We start from the raw sequence: 17,157 nt of genomic DNA on the forward strand, positions 1-17,157 counted from the left end.
AAGCCACATTACCCGCTCAATACATAATAATCTTTATTATCCACTTTTGCGCACCACCTGGCAATGACCCAAATCGACGCTCCTGAGTGAAATTGCAGAACGGGTGGTTACTGTAGATGAGGCTCCCCACCAAACTAACTAAGGTGTTCCGCTATTTGCTTCACTAGTTCTTCGGCCTCGTCAACTGAGACATCCTGCAAACTGATTTTGATCCGCACTTCCGTCGAGGAAAGCTCTGCTGAGACTTTTCCGCCTCCAGGAAGCTGCACAGGTTTCAGATGCAAGACTTGTCGCGGACGTCCACCACGCGCTTTCTCCTTTGTCGGCTTCGGCTCTGATTTCAAGGCTTCTTCCAGCAGCGCCCACTCTTCGCGCATTTCAAGCGTGCCGGCGTCCGCCAGCACTTGGCGCAACTTTGGCTGCGCGCCGGATCGAAGCGCAGCGGCCAATTTCAAACCGGCTTTTTCCGTAAGACTAACTGGATGCTGCAGGAGATCACCCAGCGCCTCATGAACGATCGCAAAACTTCTTACTTTGGATCGCTTTGCCTTAGAAGCAGCTGCAAATAGTGCATCAACCGCGGCCTCGGTGGAGTCGAAGACCCCCTGCCCTGCTGCCAGAACAGCTACTCGCCCACGTTCATATGGGGTCAGATTTGACCGAATCTCATTCTCTTCCACCATTGAAATATAGGCGCCCTGCCCCGAACCCGCCTCTCGCACAAAGGCCGGGATCGACGAAAAAGAACTGTCCGTATCGGCAAGCAGTCGGAACGCTTTGAGCCTTCGGTATCCTGAGATGAGCCCAAAACCGTCTTCGTTCTTTGTTACCTCGACCGGCGTTCTCAGGCCATGCGAACGCAGTGAATCCAACAATTCATTCATGGCCTCATCGTCTTCGACCATACGGTCCCTGCGGATAAAGTCAGCATCTATCTGATCTAGCGGAATCATTTCCGCAACGAGCCCGGTTTCCTGGGCATCACGCCAACGCGCTGCATCTCCTTGGTCCTGAGCCAGTGCCACCCTATCCGTGACGGAAGCCATGCTGTTTAATGTGGCGGCTTCGGCAGCAACCTTGGCAATTGGAGGCGTAGCCCCTTTTGCCTCAAATGGATTCAGTGAGGGTTTCGCCGCGAAACCTGCCTCCATCTGCTCCAACTCTGTTGTGTCCGGAGCGGACAATCTTCTGCGTTTAGCCATCTGCCTTGTCTCCCATATGGGTATCCCGCCACCAACACCCGATCAGAACCTCTTTGAATTCCGCATAAGTTCTGTCGAAGGTTTCGCGACCCCTCACATAAGTATCGCGATTGAAGTCCCGGTAGTCCGCTTCGTAAATGCCATTGACCTGCTCACCGGCTTGCCCGACCAAAGCGGTGTAGTCCTGTCTATAGGCGTTCATGAAATCCCCGAAATAGGCCTGGATCACATTTGCCATATCGGTCTGTTGACTGGCATCAAATCGAGTAATGATTGCTCTGACAACGTCCCATTCGAACTTAAGTTCTGGAAGCCCCGCTGCTCGCTGAGCGGCGTTCTCTCCATCCTCTATACTCGCGAAGGTCGTGTACAGCATGTCGAAAAATCGACCGGTCGAATCGAACTCCAAGAATGAAGCCCCAAGGGGCACCAACAAAATATCCGCCGCAGCCAGAGCGTTGATCGTAAGGTACCCAAGTGCAGGAGGGGTATCCAAGAACACTATGTCATAGTCGTCCAAAACTCCGTCCTGATGCAGGAAATTGGTCAAGCCATCCCACAACGGCCAACTCCGCAAACCCATTCGCCAGACCGGTATCTGAAATTCTGCCCAATACAAGTTAAGCTGAGCGCCAATAAGATCGATGTTGGGCCAATGGGTTTTTTGTATTACGTCGCTCGGACCAGTCTTAAGAGCTTCATTCAAGGTCTCATCCAGCGGAATTTCTGATTGTCCAGCCGCATTCCGAACTCGGTTTTCCTGCTGGACGGCCTGTGCGTAATCTTTTGCAATCAGTGGAAACACAGTCTGCCACTCGTCTGCGACGTTACCCCCCAAGATGGACGTCATCGACCCTTGGCTGTCGAGGTCAATCACCAGAACACGGTATCCATCCAAGGCGGCGGACATGGCAAGATGAGCTGCAGTGGATGTTTTCCCGACACCCCCCTTGAAATTTGCGACTGCAACAACCTTTGCTGGCAACCCCTCAGGTCGATATGGCAAATATTCCTTGGTGCTGACACCTCCCGCCGCAAAGTGCTTTCGCAACGTCAGAACCTCTTCCAAGGAAAACCACTTGGACCCCGTTTCGCCTTCACCCTGTGGAAGGTCTGGGTTCGCCTTGAGTACTCGCCTTAGGTGCGCTGGTGCGACTGGAATGAGATATTTTGTTATCTCCCAGATTGAAAAGCGGCGGAGCCGTTTTTCGCCGTCAGGTGCGTAACCTCTACGCGCTAAATCCTCTCTGCCCTTCGTGCAGAATGCTGCGGCTTTTGCGAATCGAGAAGTCCCTATAGGGTCCGGTAACTTGCTTGCTGCTTCTTTCGGATCGAGATTCAAATAGGGTGGTAGTTGAGGAGGGTTGGATTTGTTCACTGTCTGGGCCTCAGGAAATGTTCGCCTTAGCGGCGTATATAGCGCAAGGTAGCGCACATTTTCCACAAAAGCTATCCTTGGCCCTGAAGTTGTCCACAGAAAATCAAGAATTGATCGAGTTTCGCCGCGAAACTTTCGGAATATTGAAAATGAGCACAACAAATAGTTTCTATTTTTTAGATAGTTCAATTACTTTGCGAAAAAGAAAACAAATAAAACCAGAGACTTAATCGCTACTTGGTACCTGTTTACAGGTTAATGGGCACCAATACTCAGGCTAAAAGGTACCAAGTTACGGGACCAAGGGTGGCAGGACTCGGTACGACATGCACCGATTCTCGGGTTGGCTGATTTTCTTGAGTTTCAGACCCTATTCATGCGCATTTCTTACCGCTGGTTAGAGTGTACGATTGCGTTGAGAGTCGCCTGAGGTCTTTTTCTGGGGATAACTTTCTGCGCGCGACAATAAGGTACCCGTTTGCAGGAACTGCCTCATACTGTATTTGGGTACCTAAAGGTGATTGATCTTTGGGTACCCTTCGTGCCACAAATACTGAAACGAGCAGTCAGGCAGAATCATGCCGGAAACACAATTGGACATGGACCACCTTTCAGGCGCTTTGCGTCGGGAGACGGTAAAAAAGAATGTGGCCGCGATACATATCAGCGGTAAACTCACGCTGCTACAACGCAAGCTTTCTAACGTGCTGCTACTCAATGCATACGATGCGCTGACTTCTGCATCTACGCACACGATAGATGCACGCACACTTGCCATGATGGTTGGTTATAACTCCAATGATTTTGATACATTGCGCGCAAGTTTGCGTGCTTTGGCGGAAACCGTCGCAGAATGGGACATGTTGGATGAGCAAGGCCGGCAAGAGTGGGGCGTTTCTTCGCTGCTTAGCTTTGCAAAGCTAAAAAATGGTGTTTGTGAATATGCCTACTCGCCCGCGCTGGCGCAGAAACTCTACGACCCAAAGATCTATGCTTTGATCAATGTGCAAATCCAACGCAATTTCAGTTCCGGTCATGGGTTGGCGCTTTATGAAAACTGTTATCGTTTTGTAAGGACCGGATCCACAGGATGGTGGTCCTTGGATGTGTTCAGAAAACTCATGGGCGTTGATGGCAGCGACTACTACAGCAGCTTCAAACATTTAAACGCAAAGATAATCAAGCCAGCCGTCAATGAAGTAAATAAAAGCTCGGATATACTTATTGAGCCAGAATTTCTAAAAAAGGGGCGTTCTGTTACGGACATAAGGTTCCGGATTAAAGGGAACCCGCAGAAAGCTATGTTCGAAATCGACGATAGCGATGGTGTGCGAAATCTGGCGGTTTACAAGACACTTCGTAAGCAAGGGGTCTCAGACCGGCTGGCGCGGCAGTGGATCGCTGAACATGGTGAAAAATATGTTCAGCAAAAGTTGGATTATGTAACAGGGCAGGGGGGTGTGAAGTCTACTCTCGGGTACCTGTCCGCTGCCTTGCGTGATGACTACAAGCCGCCAATCGAAGAAGCGCAGGTTGCCCCAAGTCCCGAAGCGATTGAATCCGCGCGACTGAGGCAGGAAGAAAAAGTTCAGGAAGAAAAGGCCTATGCCGCCCGTGCTGCGGAACGCACCGAAAGGTCCAGAAAACTCTCCGTGGTAGAAGAGCTGGTTTCGCGGCGAAACCCAACGCAACGCGACGCTGACAAGAGACTGTTTATGGCAGGCTTGGACAATGATCTAGATCGCGAACATTTCCGTTCGCATGGGTGGCGCTCAGGCCTGAACGCCACTAGGATTATTTCTTTTTGGGAGGAGCTGGAGCCAGAGGCTTTCGAATAGAAGAGGCGAATTATTGGAGGCCACAGACCTCACTGCTTCTTCATCGCTGATCGAAGCGCATCGCCAAGTGCGCCGTGATGCGCATTATTGTCATTTTTTGCGCGTTGCTTTTCGTTTCGCTCAGATTTACGGGTTTGTCTCGATGTACTCTTGCCGTCGTGTTTTTGATTGTCCGACGCCGTTCTGGTTTTGCGCATGCTCAGGCCAATTCGCTTTCGATTGACATCAATGTCGACGACGGTGACTTTCACGACTTGGCCCGTCTGAACTATTTCGTGAGGGTCTTTGACGAACCGATCCGCCAGTTGGCTCACATGAACCAATCCATCCTGATGAACGCCGATGTCAACGAACGCCCCAAAGGCCGCGACATTTGTAACCGTCCCCTCCAACTTCATTCCGGGTCTAAGGTCTGAAATATCCTCGACCCCGTCCTTGAACGAAGCCGTGACAAAGCTTGGTCGAGGGTCGCGCCCAGGCTTTTCAAGTTCCGTGAAAATGTCCTGAACAGTGGGAAGGCCGAACTTGTCATCGGTAAAGCGCTCGGCTTGCAGGTTTTTCAAGGCACCTTCTTGCCCCATGATCTGACGAATATCCCGTCCACAGGCAGAGACGACCCGTCGGGCAACCTTATAGGCTTCTGGATGTACCGAAGACGCATCCAGCGGCTCGGACCCATTTAGAATGCGAAGGAAGCCAGCGCATTGTTCAAAGGCTCGGGGGCCTAGGCGCGCGACGTTCAACAAGTCGTTTCTAGATTTAAATGCGCCATGCACATCACGATGGGCAACGATTGAGTCCGCCAAAACAGGTCCCAAACCAGAGACACGTGAGAGCAGGGGAGCTGAGGCCGTATTCAGATCAACGCCGACTGCGTTCACGACGTCTTCGATGACCGTGTCCAGAGACTGTGACAACCGATGCTGATCGACGTCGTGCTGATATTGTCCGACCCCAATCGACTTTGGTTCGATCTTCACCAGTTCAGCCAGGGGATCCTGCAACCTGCGTGCTATCGAAACAGCGCCTCGCAATGACACGTCCAGATCCGGGAACTCACGCGCGGCAAGTTCAGAGGCCGAATAGACAGAAGCACCAGCTTCGGACACGACAACCTTTGTCGGCGTATTTTCAGTCTTTGGAATATGCTTTAATGCATCAGAAACAAGCCTTTCGGTTTCCCGGCTTGCGGTTCCGTTACCAATGGCGATCAGCTCGATATTGTGCGCGCGCACAAGACTCAGGATCGTGTGTTTCGCGCCGTCAAGGTCATTCTTGGGCTGAAACGGGTAAAGTGTTTCTGTCTCAAGCACTTTTCCAGTTGCATCGACGACTGCCGCCTTTACTCCGGTGCGAATTCCGGGGTCCAAACCCAACGTCGCCTTGGTTCCGGCAGGTGCGGAAAACAGTAAGTCTTTGAGATTGAATGAAAAAACAAGAATTGCCTCATCTTGCGCGCGGCTGCGCAGCTCCGCCATCATCTCTACCATCATCGACAAGGATAGTTTGACGCGCCAGGTCCAGCCAGCGACCTTGCGCAGCCAGACGTCGCCAGGCGCATCAGTACGCGTATGGAGATGCGCAGCTACGATGGCTTCCGCCCGTGCAGCCCCATCTTCGGAGTTCGGCGCGATATCCAGTGTCACAATTTCTTCCTTGGACGCGCGCAACATGGCTAGTGCCCTGTGCGAGGGGGTGTTCGCCCATAGTTCGGAATGATCAAAATAATCTCTGAACTTTGCGCCTTCTTGCTGTTTGCCTTCGATCACCTTGGCTGACAGTAATGCCTCTTGGTGCATGAATGCTCGAAGCTCACCCAGCAATACGGCATTTTCGGTCAACCGCTCGGTGATGATGTCACGAGCACCGTTCAATGCGTCCTTTGTCGTTACAATCGTTTCAGTCAGGTATCCCAATGCCAACACGTCCGGGTCTGCGGTCCTGTCTGCAAGAATGGCGTCTGCAAGCGGCTCAAGCCCGTTTTCTCGGGCAATCATCGCCTTAGTGCGGCGTTTGGGCTTATAGGGCAGGTAGATGTCTTCCAACTGTGCCTTGGTTTCGGCCTGTATAATCGACTTGGCAAGATCGTCAGTCAGTTTGCCCTGATCCTTGATCGTATTCAGGATCGTATCGCGACGCGCCTGCAGTTCTCGCAAATATGTCAGGCGGTCGGAAAGCGCGCGCAATTGCGTGTCGTCCAGCCCGCCTGTCGCCTCTTTGCGATAGCGCGCTACAAACGGGACAGTGGCGCCTTCGTCCAATAATTTGACGGCTGCTTCGACTTGTTCGGGCCGTGCGCTGATTTCGGTGGCTATGGTGCGAGCGATGCGGTCCAATTGGGTCTCCTGAAATTGATTGGAGAACCTTCTTAGCCAGCCACTTCGCCAAGGGGAAGTGGCGTCAGACTTGTTGGGCAAGGACTTGTAGATCGTCGTAAAGCGATTTCGAAACCTCTACAAAGCCTCGGGCCATATTCCGACTGCGGGCAGCATAGCGGCGCTGGGATGGCAGGCGTGCCCCCTGATCGGAAATGTCCGAAAACAGCCGCTCGGCCCGCGCGTCATTTTCCGACACGCGACCGCCGCTGAACTGGGCAGGGTCAAAGGCCAAGATGATCTCGCCGTGATAGGGGGCCCCGCCTTCACCTTCGGCGAATTCCATACTTTCAAGACTGGTAAGATCGTCGATCAAAGGCCCGGCCAGCAACTCGATCATGATCGAAAGGGCTGATCCCTTGTAGCTGCCGAACGTCAACATCGCCCCTTCCATTGCAGCCTGCGGGTCTGTTGTCGGGTTTCCGTCCTTGTCTATGGCCACGCCTTCCGGCAATGGTTTTCCGGCCCGGCGGTACAACTCAATCTCTCCACGCGCAAAGGCGCTTGTGGCGAAATCGAAGGTAAAGGGATCTTTGCCCGAACGAGGCCAACTGAATGCCAGCGGGTTTGTCCCCAAGCTGCCCCGGGTGCCGCCTGCCGGGGCCACCCATGAATGGCTGGGCACCATGGCCATAGCCGCAAGACCAGCCGAGGATAAGCGCTCGACTTCTGGCCACAATGCAGAGAAATGATAGCATCGGTTTATGACCATTGCTGCGATTCCGTGGGTATGGGTTTTTTCGATCAGAACCGGCAGGGCGCTCTGGAATGCCAGCAGGGATATTCCGCCTTGGGCATCTACGCGGACAATTGCGTTGTCGGAGGGGGTCACAACAGGCGCGGCGTGCCCGTCGATCTTTCCGGCCTTCATCGTTTCGGCGCACATGAAAAGCCGGAAAAGCCCATGAGACTGGCAATCGTCAAACTGGCAAGTGGCCAATGTCTCGGTGATGGCCTGTGCATGATCAGGCCCGAAACCTGACTTGGCCAAAACGGTCTGACACAGGGTTTGGATGTCTTCCAGATTTAGTTTGACCGTCTCGCTCATGCGCTGCATCTCCTCGACTTGCGATGCGAAAGAGATAGCGCGGCAAGTCGGTCAAAGGGAACCGGATTTAGCGACCACCCCTGCGTTTTTGATTGCAGTTTTGCGAAAACATTACAGATGACCAACGCCACCGGATCGCGGAAACGGCGTGGGTTTATGCCTATCATCACTGACGAACAGGCCGATCTGTAATGTCTGCTGGAACTTTACACCCGGACTTTCAGAAGCTGATTTCTTTCGGTGTTCGAAAACGCCTTGTGAAGGATCGCAATTAACAGAAATATAGCGGCCATGACATCAGACCCTGTCAGGCCGGACCAGGATGAGGACGACACTACGCTCGGGCCTCCAAGCATCTATGATGCCGACCCGTCGGAAGAGGATGATCTTTGGTTTCTGCCCGACGATGGTGATGGAGAGGTAGAAGAAGACTTCCTGCTACCGGGACCTAAGGCCGATCGTCGCCTGCTGTTTGATCCACGCGATTGGCGTGCGGCGCAGGCCGAACTTTCTTTCGAGCTGGCAGACCTGGCCGCCACGTTTGGCGCGTTGGACGAGCGTCTGAGGGCCGGCCCAACAGGTTGGACACATCGGTTGGCTCTTATGGATGTGTCGGATCTGGGGTGGTGGACCGGTGATCGCATCAGTGTCGATCGGCTGGCTTTATGGACGGGTTTGCGCATTGGGGCGACCGGAGACGATGTGCAGGCGCTGTTTCGCGCAGGCTGGGCTGTCCGACGACTAACCTCGGGGGCGGGTCCGTCGGAAGGGGGATGGGCCTCGGGTCTGACTGCGTTTCTGGATCGACTGGCTCAGGGGATCGAAGAGGTTCCCGAAGCGGTTGCCGATCTGGCCGAAGTGATGGAGAACGCCGAGGGCCTGCATCCGGTCACGCAGGCTGCAATCGGGTTTCATGCTTGGCGAGTGCTGTCTCAAAGGGTTGGGCAGGACACCGAAGCCGCAATCATCGCCGCCCGGCATGGCGCGACTATGGGCCGGGGCGGAGCGATGTTCATGCCACTGGCGCTGTCTGGGCCCGGAGCCTTGCGTGGGGTGGGGGCGACGGATGAAAAGCTCTCGGCGTGGATCAACGGGGCGGGGCAGGCGGTTCTGGCGGGTCTATTGCACCTTGATCGCGTGAACGCGTGGGAGGACCGTGCCCGTGACGCCATACACGACCTGAGCGGGCGCACGCCGCCCTTGTTGATTGATGTTCTCAGGTCATGGCCCATGGTTTCAGCGCCATTGGCACAAGAGCTGACACGAGCTTCTCGTGCGGCGGTTCAGCGCAACATAGATCGCTTTACGGATCGGGGTTTGATTCGCGAAGTGACGGGGCAGGGACGTTATAGGGTCTGGACTGCGGCGCTGTAGTCCATGATCCACTCGCGAAAGGCGCGAGCCGAAGGCCGCAAGGCTGCGCGTGACTGGTATATCAGGTGATACGCCTCTTGGCCTGGGACTGTGACCCCGTCCAGACATGGCACCAGACCAGACAACGACATGATCCGACCTGACGCCGGGGCGCGGGCCAGCGCGATGCCGCCTCCGCTGGCGGACAGTTCTGCGGCCATGATTGAATTATCAGCGAAGAAGTACTGGGCTTGTCCTGCGGGCAATCGAAGGGCTTCGAAAAGGTGTGGCCAGCTTGCGCGGTGCGTAGACACTTCGATCAGAGTAAACTTGAACAGGTCTTGTGGCTGACTTATCTGGGTTGCCACGTCCGGTGGCGCAACCGGGTAAAGGTGTTCGCGAAGCAATTCATCGCCCTCGGTTCCAAACAGGGACGGGTTTCCAAAAACGATCTGAAGGTCGGTAAACCGGTTGGAAAAGTCCGAGGTCACGTTTCCGGTGGTCAGTGACAAGTTGATCTGCGGATATGACGCGTGAAAGTCCGGCAAACCTGCAGCCAGGATCCCATGCGCGAACAACAGCACAGATTGAACATAAAGCCGTTGTTCCCTTGTTTCCCCAAACAGTCCGGTCGTCGCAGTTTCAAGCATCAAAAGCGATTGCTGAACCGACGGCAAATAAGCACGACCAGCTTCGGTTAGGGTGACGGAATGGGCATGGCGATGGAACAAGGGTGTCCCAAGCTGCGTTTCCAGCGCCTTGACCTGTTGGCTGACGGCTGCGGCTGACATGTTCAACTGTGCGGCCGCGCGGGAGAAACTCTCGGTTCGTGCGGCCGCCTCGAACACGCGCAACCAATTCAAGGACGGGATACGGGTCGCCATGTGAATAGGCTAAGCTGAACTTAGCCTGACGGGCAAGAGTTCGCGTTCTGTGAAATTCAAACTCTGTCTTATCCTTTTCCAATCATGCATCGGGGAGGAACACGCATGGCCGATCAAAGCGCCAAACATCAGTCCACGCTGACCCAAACGCAATCGGCCCGCTATTGGGAAGACGGCTTCCTGTTTCCTCTGAGTGTATTTTCCGAGCAAGAAGCGTCTGAGATACGCGCCGAGTTCGAAGGGATTGAACGAGATTGGCAAGACGCGGATCTTCCGCTGCCGTTGAATACCTACAAACGGGTGAACGCACATCTGGTCATGCCGATTGCCGCGCGCATTGCGCTGGATGCACGTGTTCTGGATGTGGTTCAGGGTGTATTGGGGCCGGACATCATGATCTGGTCCGCCGAGTTTTTTGTTAAAGAACCTGGGACCAAGCACACGGTCGGGACGCATCAGGACCTGACATATTGGGGTATGGGCGAAACACCGGATCAGGTGACTGCGTGGATCGCTCTATCGCCCGCAACCGTAGAAAGCGGATGCATGGATTTCGTGCGGGCAAGCCACAAGAATCCGATTCTGCCGCATAACGATACATATTCGGAAACCAACCTGCTGTCGCGCGGACAAGAGATCGCTGTCGAAGTTGCCGAAGAAGACAAGACCCACATCGAATTGACGCCCGGACAAATGTCCTTGCACCACGGGTTGACGATACATGGTTCGGGCCCGAACCGGTCAGACGATCGGCGAATTGGTCTGGCGATCCGGTATCTGAACCCAAATGCAAGGCAGCTTGTTGCCGAACGTGATTACGCGATGCCGGCGCGGGGAAGGGACGCACAAAGTAATTTTCTGCACGTTAAGCCCCCAAAAGCACTGTTCTCAAAAGAGGCGCTCGCCCTCTATGAAAAAGTACGACAGGATCAAAGCAAGGCACTGGCGCAAGGCGCTGACAATTCGGTTGCGCTTTATGCGGCGACCTAAGCGGTGTTTACCGGCCAACGCCGACGTAGCTTTGAAACCCGGCTTTCAGGGCCGCCCGTTTGGAATAGATGTTGCGCAGATCGACCATCTGCGGCGACTTCATCGCAGCCGCAAGTTCCGGCAGGTTAAGCGCGCGGAATTCGTTCCACTCGGTCAGCAGAACGACAACATCTGCGCCTTCAGCAGCAGAGTAGGGATCGTCACACCATTCAACACCGGGAAGCAAGGCTTCGCCCTCGGCGCGGCCTTGCGGATCGACCACGCGAACCGTCGCGCCGCCGCCGATCAGGGCCGGTATGATCGCCAGCGACGGGGCATCACGCATATCGTCTGTGTTTGGTTTGAAGGTCACGCCGAGGACAGCAACGGTTTTTTGATTGAAGCTGTCATTACACGCGTCGCGGATCTTCTCGATCATCCGCTTTTTGACCTCGTCATTCACACGAATAACCGTTTCGGTGATTTGCATGGGATATGCATGTTCCTGCCCGATCCGGGCCAGAGCGGCGGTGTCCTTGGGAAAACACGAACCTCCATAGCCGGGGCCGGCATGTAGGAATTTGTTGCCAATCCGACCATCCAGACCGATGCCGCGGGCAACTTCTTTGACGTCGGCATTCACGCGCTCGCACAGTCCTGCGATTTCATTGATGAAGGTGATCTTTGTGGCCAGAAATGCATTCGCCGCATATTTTATCATCTCGGCGCTTTCCAGATCCGTTGTCAGAATTGGGAAATCCCGTAGGTAAAGCGGGCGATAGATCTCGGCCATGACTTCGGCGGCGCGTTCACTTTCGACGCCCACGACAACCCGATCGGGTCGCATGAAATCGTCAATCGCCGCCCCCTCACGCAGGAATTCGGGATTTGAGGCGACGTCAAAATCAGCACTGGGATTGGCGCCTGAAACAACCGCATGAACTTGGCGGTTCGTCCCGACTGGAACTGTCGATTTGGTGACAATGACGGTATAGCCCGTTACGGCCTGAGCAATCTCTTCTGCTGCGGCCATGACATATGTCAGATCGGCGTGGCCATCGCCCCGGCGGGTCGGAGTTCCGACCGCGATAAAGACTGCGTCAGCACCATCGACCGCAGCGGTAAGGTCGGTGGTAAAGCTCAGGCGGCCTGAGGCCACGTTTTTTGCCATCAGCGCGTCAAGCCCGGGCTCATAGATGGGAACTTTACCTGCCTGCAGCATTTCGATCTTCTGGGCGGCTTTATCGACGCAAATCACGTCATGGCCAAAATCCGAGAAACACACGCCCGATACCAAACCGACATATCCGGTTCCGATCATCGCTATACGCATCTTTGTTTCCTTTCTCCGAAATGACGGACCTGGCGCGTTTTCACGCAGGAAAGTTCCGCCGCTTTCAACGCTTGCTGACGGCCTTGGCTTGCAATCCGGGGTATCTTGCTGTTTCTGAGAGTGCAATCAGCCAGATTGAGTTTTGTGGAACGCGACGATGACAAAAACTGCACTTATAACCGGTATTACAGGGCAGGATGGATCATATCTGGCCGAATTTTTGCTGGAAAAAGGCTATGAAGTTCACGGTATCAAGCGCCGGGCGTCCTCGTTCAATACGCAGCGCATAGATCATATCTACCAGGATCCGCACGTCCCCAACCCGCGTTTGCACCTGCATTATGGTGACCTGAGCGATACATCCAACCTGACCCGAATCATTCAGGAGGTTCAGCCGGACGAGGTTTATAACCTTGGTGCGCAATCTCATGTGGCGGTTAGCTTTGAATCGCCTGAATACACGGCCGACGTGGATGCGATCGGCACGCTGCGCTTGCTGGAAGCCATCCGGTTTCTGGGTCTGGAAAAGAAAACACGGTTCTATCAGGCGTCGACATCCGAATTGTATGGTCTGGTTCAGGAAACCCCACAGCGTGAAACCACGCCGTTCCATCCGCGATCACCCTATGCGGTGGCCAAACTGTATTCTTACTGGATCACGGTGAACTACCGCGAAGCCTATGGAATGTATGCGTGCAACGGTATCTTGTTCAATCATGAAAGCCCGCGCCGGGGCGAAACCTTTGTGACACGCAAGATCACCCGCGGTCTTGCGAATATTGCGCAGGGCCTCGAGGACTGCCTGTATATGGGCAATATCGACAGCCTGCGGGATTGGGGCCACGCCAAGGACTATGTGCGGATGCAGTGGCTGATGTTGCAACAGGATCAGCCCGAAGACTTCGTCATTGCCACCGGGGTTCAGTATTCCGTCCGGCAGTTTATCGAATTGTCGGCTGACGAGTTGGGAGTTTCGCTTGAGTTCACGGGCGACGGTGTGGATGAGATCGCAACCGTTAAGTCCGTGCGCGGCGATAAGGCACCGGCGCTGAAACAGGGCGACGTAGTTATGCGGATCGATCCTCAGTATTTCCGCCCTGCCGAAGTTGAAACCCTTTTGGGTGACCCGTCAAATGCCAAATACAAACTGGGGTGGGAGCCGGAACTGACCGTTCAGGAAATGTGCGCCGAAATGGTGTCGGAAGACCTCAAAACAGCCAGACGCCACGCCCTGTTGAAAGAGCATGGGTTCGATCTGCCTGTCAGTCTGGAAAATGGCTGAGGAGGGGCATATGCGTAAAATCTATGTTGCCGGGCATCGCGGTATGGTCGGAGGCGCGATCCTGCGCCGTCTAAAAAATCGCCAAGCGGCGGGTGAAGCGCTGTCGCTGATCACGCGCACCCACGCGGAACTGGACCTGACCAACCAGTCTGCTGTGCGGGACTTCATGCAAACGGAACGCCCCGATGTGGTCATTCTCGCTGCGGCCAAAGTGGGCGGAATTCACGCGAATAATACGTACCCTGCCGACTTCATTTATGAAAACCTGATGATCGAGTGTAATGTCATCCATCAGGCATTTGCCGCAGGCGTTACCTCATTGCTGCAACTGGGTAGCTCGTGCATCTATCCGCGTGCTGTCGCACAGCCCATGCGCGAAGACGCCCTGCTGACTGGCGTATTGGAGCCGACCAATGAACCTTACGCAGTAGCAAAAATCGCCGGAATCAAACTGTGCGAAAGCTATAATCGACAGCACCGGGTCGATTATCGTTCGGTCATGCCGACAAACCTGTATGGGCCCGGTGATAACTTTCACCCGGAAAACAGTCATGTGCTGCCTGCTTTGATCCGCCGTTTCCACGAAGCGCATCGGGACGGGTTGGACGGGGTGGTTATCTGGGGTACTGGTAAACCGCGTCGAGAGTTTTTGCATGTGGATGACATGGCCGAGGCATCGCTGTTTGTACTCGACTTGCCCCGCGATGTTTATGAAGAGAATACGCAACCCATGCTGAGCCACATAAACGTAGGGTGCGGAGAAGATATCTCGATCGCTGAACTGGCAGCAATGGTTGCCAAGACGGTCGGATTCACCGGGCGGATCACGCAGGATGCCAGCAAACCAGATGGGACAATGCGCAAACTGATGGATGTGTCCCGGCTTGCCGACATGGGGTGGCGCGCGCAGGTCAACCTCGAAGAGGGAATACGAGAGACCTACGCATGGTTTCTTGAACAGGGCGATGCTGACATTCGGGCCAAATAGCCGCCCAAACCAGTGTCCGGGCGGCATTGCTGGCGTTACCGCCAGCGGCCAATGGCAATAAGCGCAGGCGCGTGCAGACCCGGATCAGAGTTGACCGAAAAGACTTTGTACACCACCTGCAAGTCCGACGGTGCATCAATCCCTAGAAAGCGGGTGTGTAGGGGCGCGCACAAACGTGCACGAACCCCATAAGTCTGCATGATTTGCGCATTAGTTTGCGCGATTTCAACTCAGAAGTGCAGAATGCCGACGGCATTTCTGCTATTGGGCGATCCTTGAGTTCTAGACTTAAGGCAAGGATAGAGTTGCAGGTGTGTGCTTCCGGTGGGTTTTGCGCATTGCTGAGCTCAACAAACCACTAGGTTTATCCTACGGGTCTGTGGTCTCCTGACTTTAGAACTTGTTCCATCATGCGCATGAGAGCTTCGTGAAGACCTGATTTGAAATCGTCATCTGAGGCGTACTTCTTGTAAAGGTCGATTTCTCGCCGACGTTCGTTGCGCATTGCTTTTTCAAATAGTGCTTCACTGGCGATGCGTCGATTTTGTTCGTCAGGGTTGGATACAACCTTGTTCTGAAATGCAGGGTCGCTCATTGCGTGGTTGAGGATGTTGATCAGCTTGATTCTTTGCTCCTCCGGTGTCGCATCCCAACCATTGAAATAGCGTTCGTTGAAGGCGGCTACGATCATGTCTAAAGGGTCTTTTTCTGGGTCATCGTGACCACCTCGGGGATTTGGATTTGGCGGATCAATCTCACTGCCAGAGTCATCCAGGCCTATAGTATGACCAATCTTCACCCGTTCCAGACCGTAGGTAGTTAGATCGACACTTTCCATGAGACCATCAATTTCATCCTGATCTTTGTCTTTGAAATCAATTGCGTTCGTGACTTCGTCCGCCATGTCGGACACCTCCTGAGGATGGTAGGAGGCGTCGGAATCGAACCGACTCGTGCACTCTAATCTGGAGCAATTACAAGGATATAAGCCTCGCCCGCATACCAATGCTGCCTCCCGCGGATTTCGCGTGGGTTATCGACCTCAGGCCGATATTCGATGGCAGTGGATGCGTGTGAACGTCATGACCGCAAGCTGAACCAGTTCGCATAACCATGTCAAGACGGAGCGTGCTGCACTTCGAAATTCACCGCGTAGTTCTGGGAACCTTCTAGGTTAGCGTGTGCCAAAAAGAATGAAGCATCCTATTTTGCGGGTCAGTACAGCGACGAGTTGCTCTCAGACAGCGAAGCGATTCGATGCCCTGTGATCCGGACTCGAACTTAGAAACTCAATCGATAATACGCTCTGACTCGACGCGCGTTTTTTGATCTGCGTCTGATGCGCTGTGTTCTGGAGAAATACAAAAGTCTTGATCTGACCAAACCTCAGCGGCAGCATTGACCCGCATCTTTCGAAAAATGGAGATACCGGTTGCAAGACCTTGTAAGTCTCATTCCATTTAGCGTCTCGAGTAATTTGTGATGATACGTTCCTCTCCTGAACTGCTGGCAGTTTCCAGGCGTTGGTATGAAATACTCAGAACCAAGAAGAATACTGACGAGTTGCAGGATTTTCTGTCGAAATCAGATGAGCTAAGGTTCGTTGGAACAGGCGAAGGTGAGTTTTGGAGCGGGCAAGCAGTTCGCGATGGGGTTAGCGGCTTTTTCGCGGAGATCCCGGCACCCGTCGTTTTTGAAGAAGTTGAAGCTGAGGCCTTCGAAAACGGAGAGACGGGATGGTCATCCTTCGTCCACAAGATTCAGTTCGTCGGCTTTGATGAAGCCGTCTTTTACCGCACCGTTCTGATTTTTGTCCTGGAGGGAGCAGCCTGGAAGATCATCAATCGCCACGCTTCAGTGCCAACTCCAAATATTGAACTCGTGGGTAAAGAGCAGCTGGCCATCCAAAAACTGGTTGATGCTGCGCGCGAAGATGGACCCAAGCTGATCCAAACCGAAGGTTTGGCTTCAGTACTTTTCACTGATGTAGAAGGCAGTACAACGTTGGCGGAGGCGTTGGGCGATCAGCGTTGGTCGGTGCTGATCGAAAACCACTTCCAAGTCTTGGCGGCGATCATTGAAAAGCATCATGGCCAGTTCGTGAAATCCCTTGGAGACGGAACGTTATCCGTCTTTCCGTCCGCGAAAGAAGCACTGACGGCCGCTGTCAAGATTCAGAAGGCCATTGCATCGGTATCCGCGGAGCCATCTTTCGGTGTTCGGATTGGAATTCACACTGGTGATGTCGTGCAATCTCGTGGAGATTTTTTCGGTACTGTGGTCAACAAAGCGTCACGCATAACGACCGTTGGTGCGGCAGGCGAGATACTCGTTTCATATGCGACTCGCGCCATGGTCGGAGGACGAACCGATTTCTCGTTTTCTGAAATAGAACCCAGACTCCTGAAAGGTCTAAGCGGTCACCACGTCTTGTATCGGTTGGAGTGGCAAGATTGAGTGTTGCGGTTGCCTTAACGCCGACGGATCACACAGATACCCCGCAGAGC

General features: G+C 54.0%; 13 protein-coding genes and 1 tRNA gene. 6 read left to right on the forward strand and 8 right to left on the reverse strand.

Going from position 1 to position 17,157, the window contains the following annotated elements:
- Positions 1 to 134: 134 nt before the first annotated feature.
- Positions 135 to 1,202: a ParB N-terminal domain-containing protein gene (locus GOX75_RS16525; protein ID WP_171124904.1), complete on the reverse strand. Its 1,068-nt coding sequence runs from the start codon at positions 1,200 to 1,202 to the stop codon at positions 135 to 137.
- On the reverse strand, positions 1,195 to 2,580 hold the full coding sequence (locus GOX75_RS16530; RefSeq protein ID WP_171124973.1) for an AAA family ATPase: 1,386 nt from the start codon (positions 2,578 to 2,580) through the stop codon (positions 1,195 to 1,197). The genes GOX75_RS16525 and GOX75_RS16530 overlap by 8 nt, the downstream gene beginning before the upstream one ends.
- Positions 2,581 to 3,158: 578 nt before the next feature.
- Here GOX75_RS16530 and GOX75_RS16535 point away from each other — a divergent pair.
- Positions 3,159 to 4,418 carry a replication initiation protein gene (locus tag GOX75_RS16535; protein WP_171124906.1) on the forward strand — a complete coding sequence of 420 codons (1,260 nt, stop codon included), beginning with the start codon at positions 3,159 to 3,161 and terminating at the stop codon, positions 4,416 to 4,418.
- 29 nt (positions 4,419 to 4,447) lie between these two features.
- Here GOX75_RS16535 and GOX75_RS16540 read toward each other — a convergent pair whose 3' ends face one another.
- Complete coding sequence (locus tag GOX75_RS16540; protein ID WP_171123501.1) at positions 4,448 to 6,754, reverse strand: Tex family protein; 2,307 nt, start codon at positions 6,752 to 6,754, stop codon at positions 4,448 to 4,450.
- 64 nt (positions 6,755 to 6,818) lie between these two features.
- Positions 6,819 to 7,841: an Ldh family oxidoreductase gene (locus GOX75_RS16545; RefSeq protein ID WP_171123499.1), complete on the reverse strand. Its 1,023-nt coding sequence runs from the start codon at positions 7,839 to 7,841 to the stop codon at positions 6,819 to 6,821.
- Between the two features lie 291 nt (positions 7,842 to 8,132).
- Between GOX75_RS16545 and GOX75_RS16550 the strand changes: the two genes are divergently transcribed.
- Entirely contained in the window at positions 8,133 to 9,215 is a 1,083-nt protein-coding gene (locus GOX75_RS16550) for a helix-turn-helix domain-containing protein (RefSeq protein ID WP_171124908.1), read from the forward strand.
- On the opposite strand, the gene GOX75_RS16555 is transcribed toward GOX75_RS16550, so the two are convergent.
- Positions 9,188 to 10,078 carry a LysR family transcriptional regulator gene (locus tag GOX75_RS16555; RefSeq protein WP_171123495.1) on the reverse strand — a complete coding sequence of 297 codons (891 nt, stop codon included), beginning with the start codon at positions 10,076 to 10,078 and terminating at the stop codon, positions 9,188 to 9,190. The two genes, GOX75_RS16550 and GOX75_RS16555, sit on opposite strands and share 28 nt — an antisense overlap.
- Positions 10,079 to 10,183: 105 nt before the next feature.
- Here GOX75_RS16555 and GOX75_RS16560 point away from each other — a divergent pair, with 105 nt between their 5' ends.
- Positions 10,184 to 11,068 (forward strand): phytanoyl-CoA dioxygenase family protein, encoded by an 885-nt coding sequence (locus GOX75_RS16560; protein ID WP_171124910.1) that lies wholly within the window; start codon positions 10,184 to 10,186, stop codon positions 11,066 to 11,068.
- Between the two features lie 7 nt (positions 11,069 to 11,075).
- Here GOX75_RS16560 and GOX75_RS16565 read toward each other — a convergent pair whose 3' ends face one another.
- Positions 11,076 to 12,380, reverse strand: a complete 1,305-nt coding sequence (locus GOX75_RS16565; RefSeq protein ID WP_171124912.1) for a UDP-glucose/GDP-mannose dehydrogenase family protein — start codon at positions 12,378 to 12,380, stop codon at positions 11,076 to 11,078.
- A gap of 157 nt (positions 12,381 to 12,537) precedes the next feature.
- On the opposite strand from GOX75_RS16565, the gene gmd reads away from it, so the two are divergent.
- Together gmd and GOX75_RS16575 are read left to right on the forward strand one after the other, a co-directional pair.
- Positions 12,538 to 13,662 carry a GDP-mannose 4,6-dehydratase gene (gmd, locus tag GOX75_RS16570; RefSeq protein ID WP_171124914.1) on the forward strand — a complete coding sequence of 375 codons (1,125 nt, stop codon included), beginning with the start codon at positions 12,538 to 12,540 and terminating at the stop codon, positions 13,660 to 13,662.
- A 10-nt stretch (positions 13,663 to 13,672) separates the two neighbouring features.
- Positions 13,673 to 14,650 carry a GDP-L-fucose synthase gene (locus GOX75_RS16575; protein WP_171124916.1) on the forward strand — a complete coding sequence of 326 codons (978 nt, stop codon included), beginning with the start codon at positions 13,673 to 13,675 and terminating at the stop codon, positions 14,648 to 14,650.
- A 364-nt stretch (positions 14,651 to 15,014) separates the two neighbouring features.
- Here the strand turns inward: GOX75_RS16575 and GOX75_RS16580 are convergent, their stop codons facing one another.
- Positions 15,015 to 15,554 (reverse strand): hypothetical protein, encoded by a 540-nt coding sequence (locus tag GOX75_RS16580; protein WP_171123486.1) that lies wholly within the window; start codon positions 15,552 to 15,554, stop codon positions 15,015 to 15,017.
- Between the two features lie 19 nt (positions 15,555 to 15,573).
- A tRNA-OTHER gene (locus tag GOX75_RS16585) sits at positions 15,574 to 15,667 on the reverse strand.
- Between the two features lie 465 nt (positions 15,668 to 16,132).
- Here GOX75_RS16585 and GOX75_RS16590 point away from each other — a divergent pair.
- A complete protein-coding gene (locus tag GOX75_RS16590; protein WP_171124918.1) occupies positions 16,133 to 17,107 on the forward strand; it encodes an adenylate/guanylate cyclase domain-containing protein in 975 nt (324 codons plus the stop codon).
- Positions 17,108 to 17,157 lie beyond the last annotated feature (50 nt).

This window comes from Ruegeria sp. HKCCD7251, from assembly GCF_013031165.1.
GTDB lineage: Bacteria > Pseudomonadota > Alphaproteobacteria > Rhodobacterales > Rhodobacteraceae > Ruegeria.

Bases quoted from the DNA above. Each gene is read 5' to 3' on its own strand.
- GOX75_RS16580 (WP_171123486.1), bottom strand. From the start codon at position 15,554: ATGGCGGACGAAGTCACGAACGCAATTGATTTCAAAGACAAAGATCAG.
- GOX75_RS16545 (WP_171123499.1), bottom strand. From the start codon at position 7,841: ATGAGCGAGACGGTCAAACTAAATCTGGAAGACATCCAAACCCTGTGT.
- GOX75_RS16535 (WP_171124906.1), top strand. From the start codon at position 3,159: ATGCCGGAAACACAATTGGACATGGACCACCTTTCAGGCGCTTTGCGT.
- GOX75_RS16565 (WP_171124912.1), bottom strand. From the start codon at position 12,380: ATGCGTATAGCGATGATCGGAACCGGATATGTCGGTTTGGTATCGGGC.
- GOX75_RS16550 (WP_171124908.1), top strand. From the start codon at position 8,133: ATGACATCAGACCCTGTCAGGCCGGACCAGGATGAGGACGACACTACG.
- GOX75_RS16560 (WP_171124910.1), top strand. From the start codon at position 10,184: ATGGCCGATCAAAGCGCCAAACATCAGTCCACGCTGACCCAAACGCAA.
- GOX75_RS16555 (WP_171123495.1), bottom strand. From the start codon at position 10,078: ATGGCGACCCGTATCCCGTCCTTGAATTGGTTGCGCGTGTTCGAGGCG.
- GOX75_RS16590 (WP_171124918.1), top strand. From the start codon at position 16,133: ATGATACGTTCCTCTCCTGAACTGCTGGCAGTTTCCAGGCGTTGGTAT.
- GOX75_RS16525 (WP_171124904.1), bottom strand. From the start codon at position 1,202: ATGGCTAAACGCAGAAGATTGTCCGCTCCGGACACAACAGAGTTGGAG.
- GOX75_RS16575 (WP_171124916.1), top strand. From the start codon at position 13,673: ATGCGTAAAATCTATGTTGCCGGGCATCGCGGTATGGTCGGAGGCGCG.
- gmd (WP_171124914.1), top strand. From the start codon at position 12,538: ATGACAAAAACTGCACTTATAACCGGTATTACAGGGCAGGATGGATCA.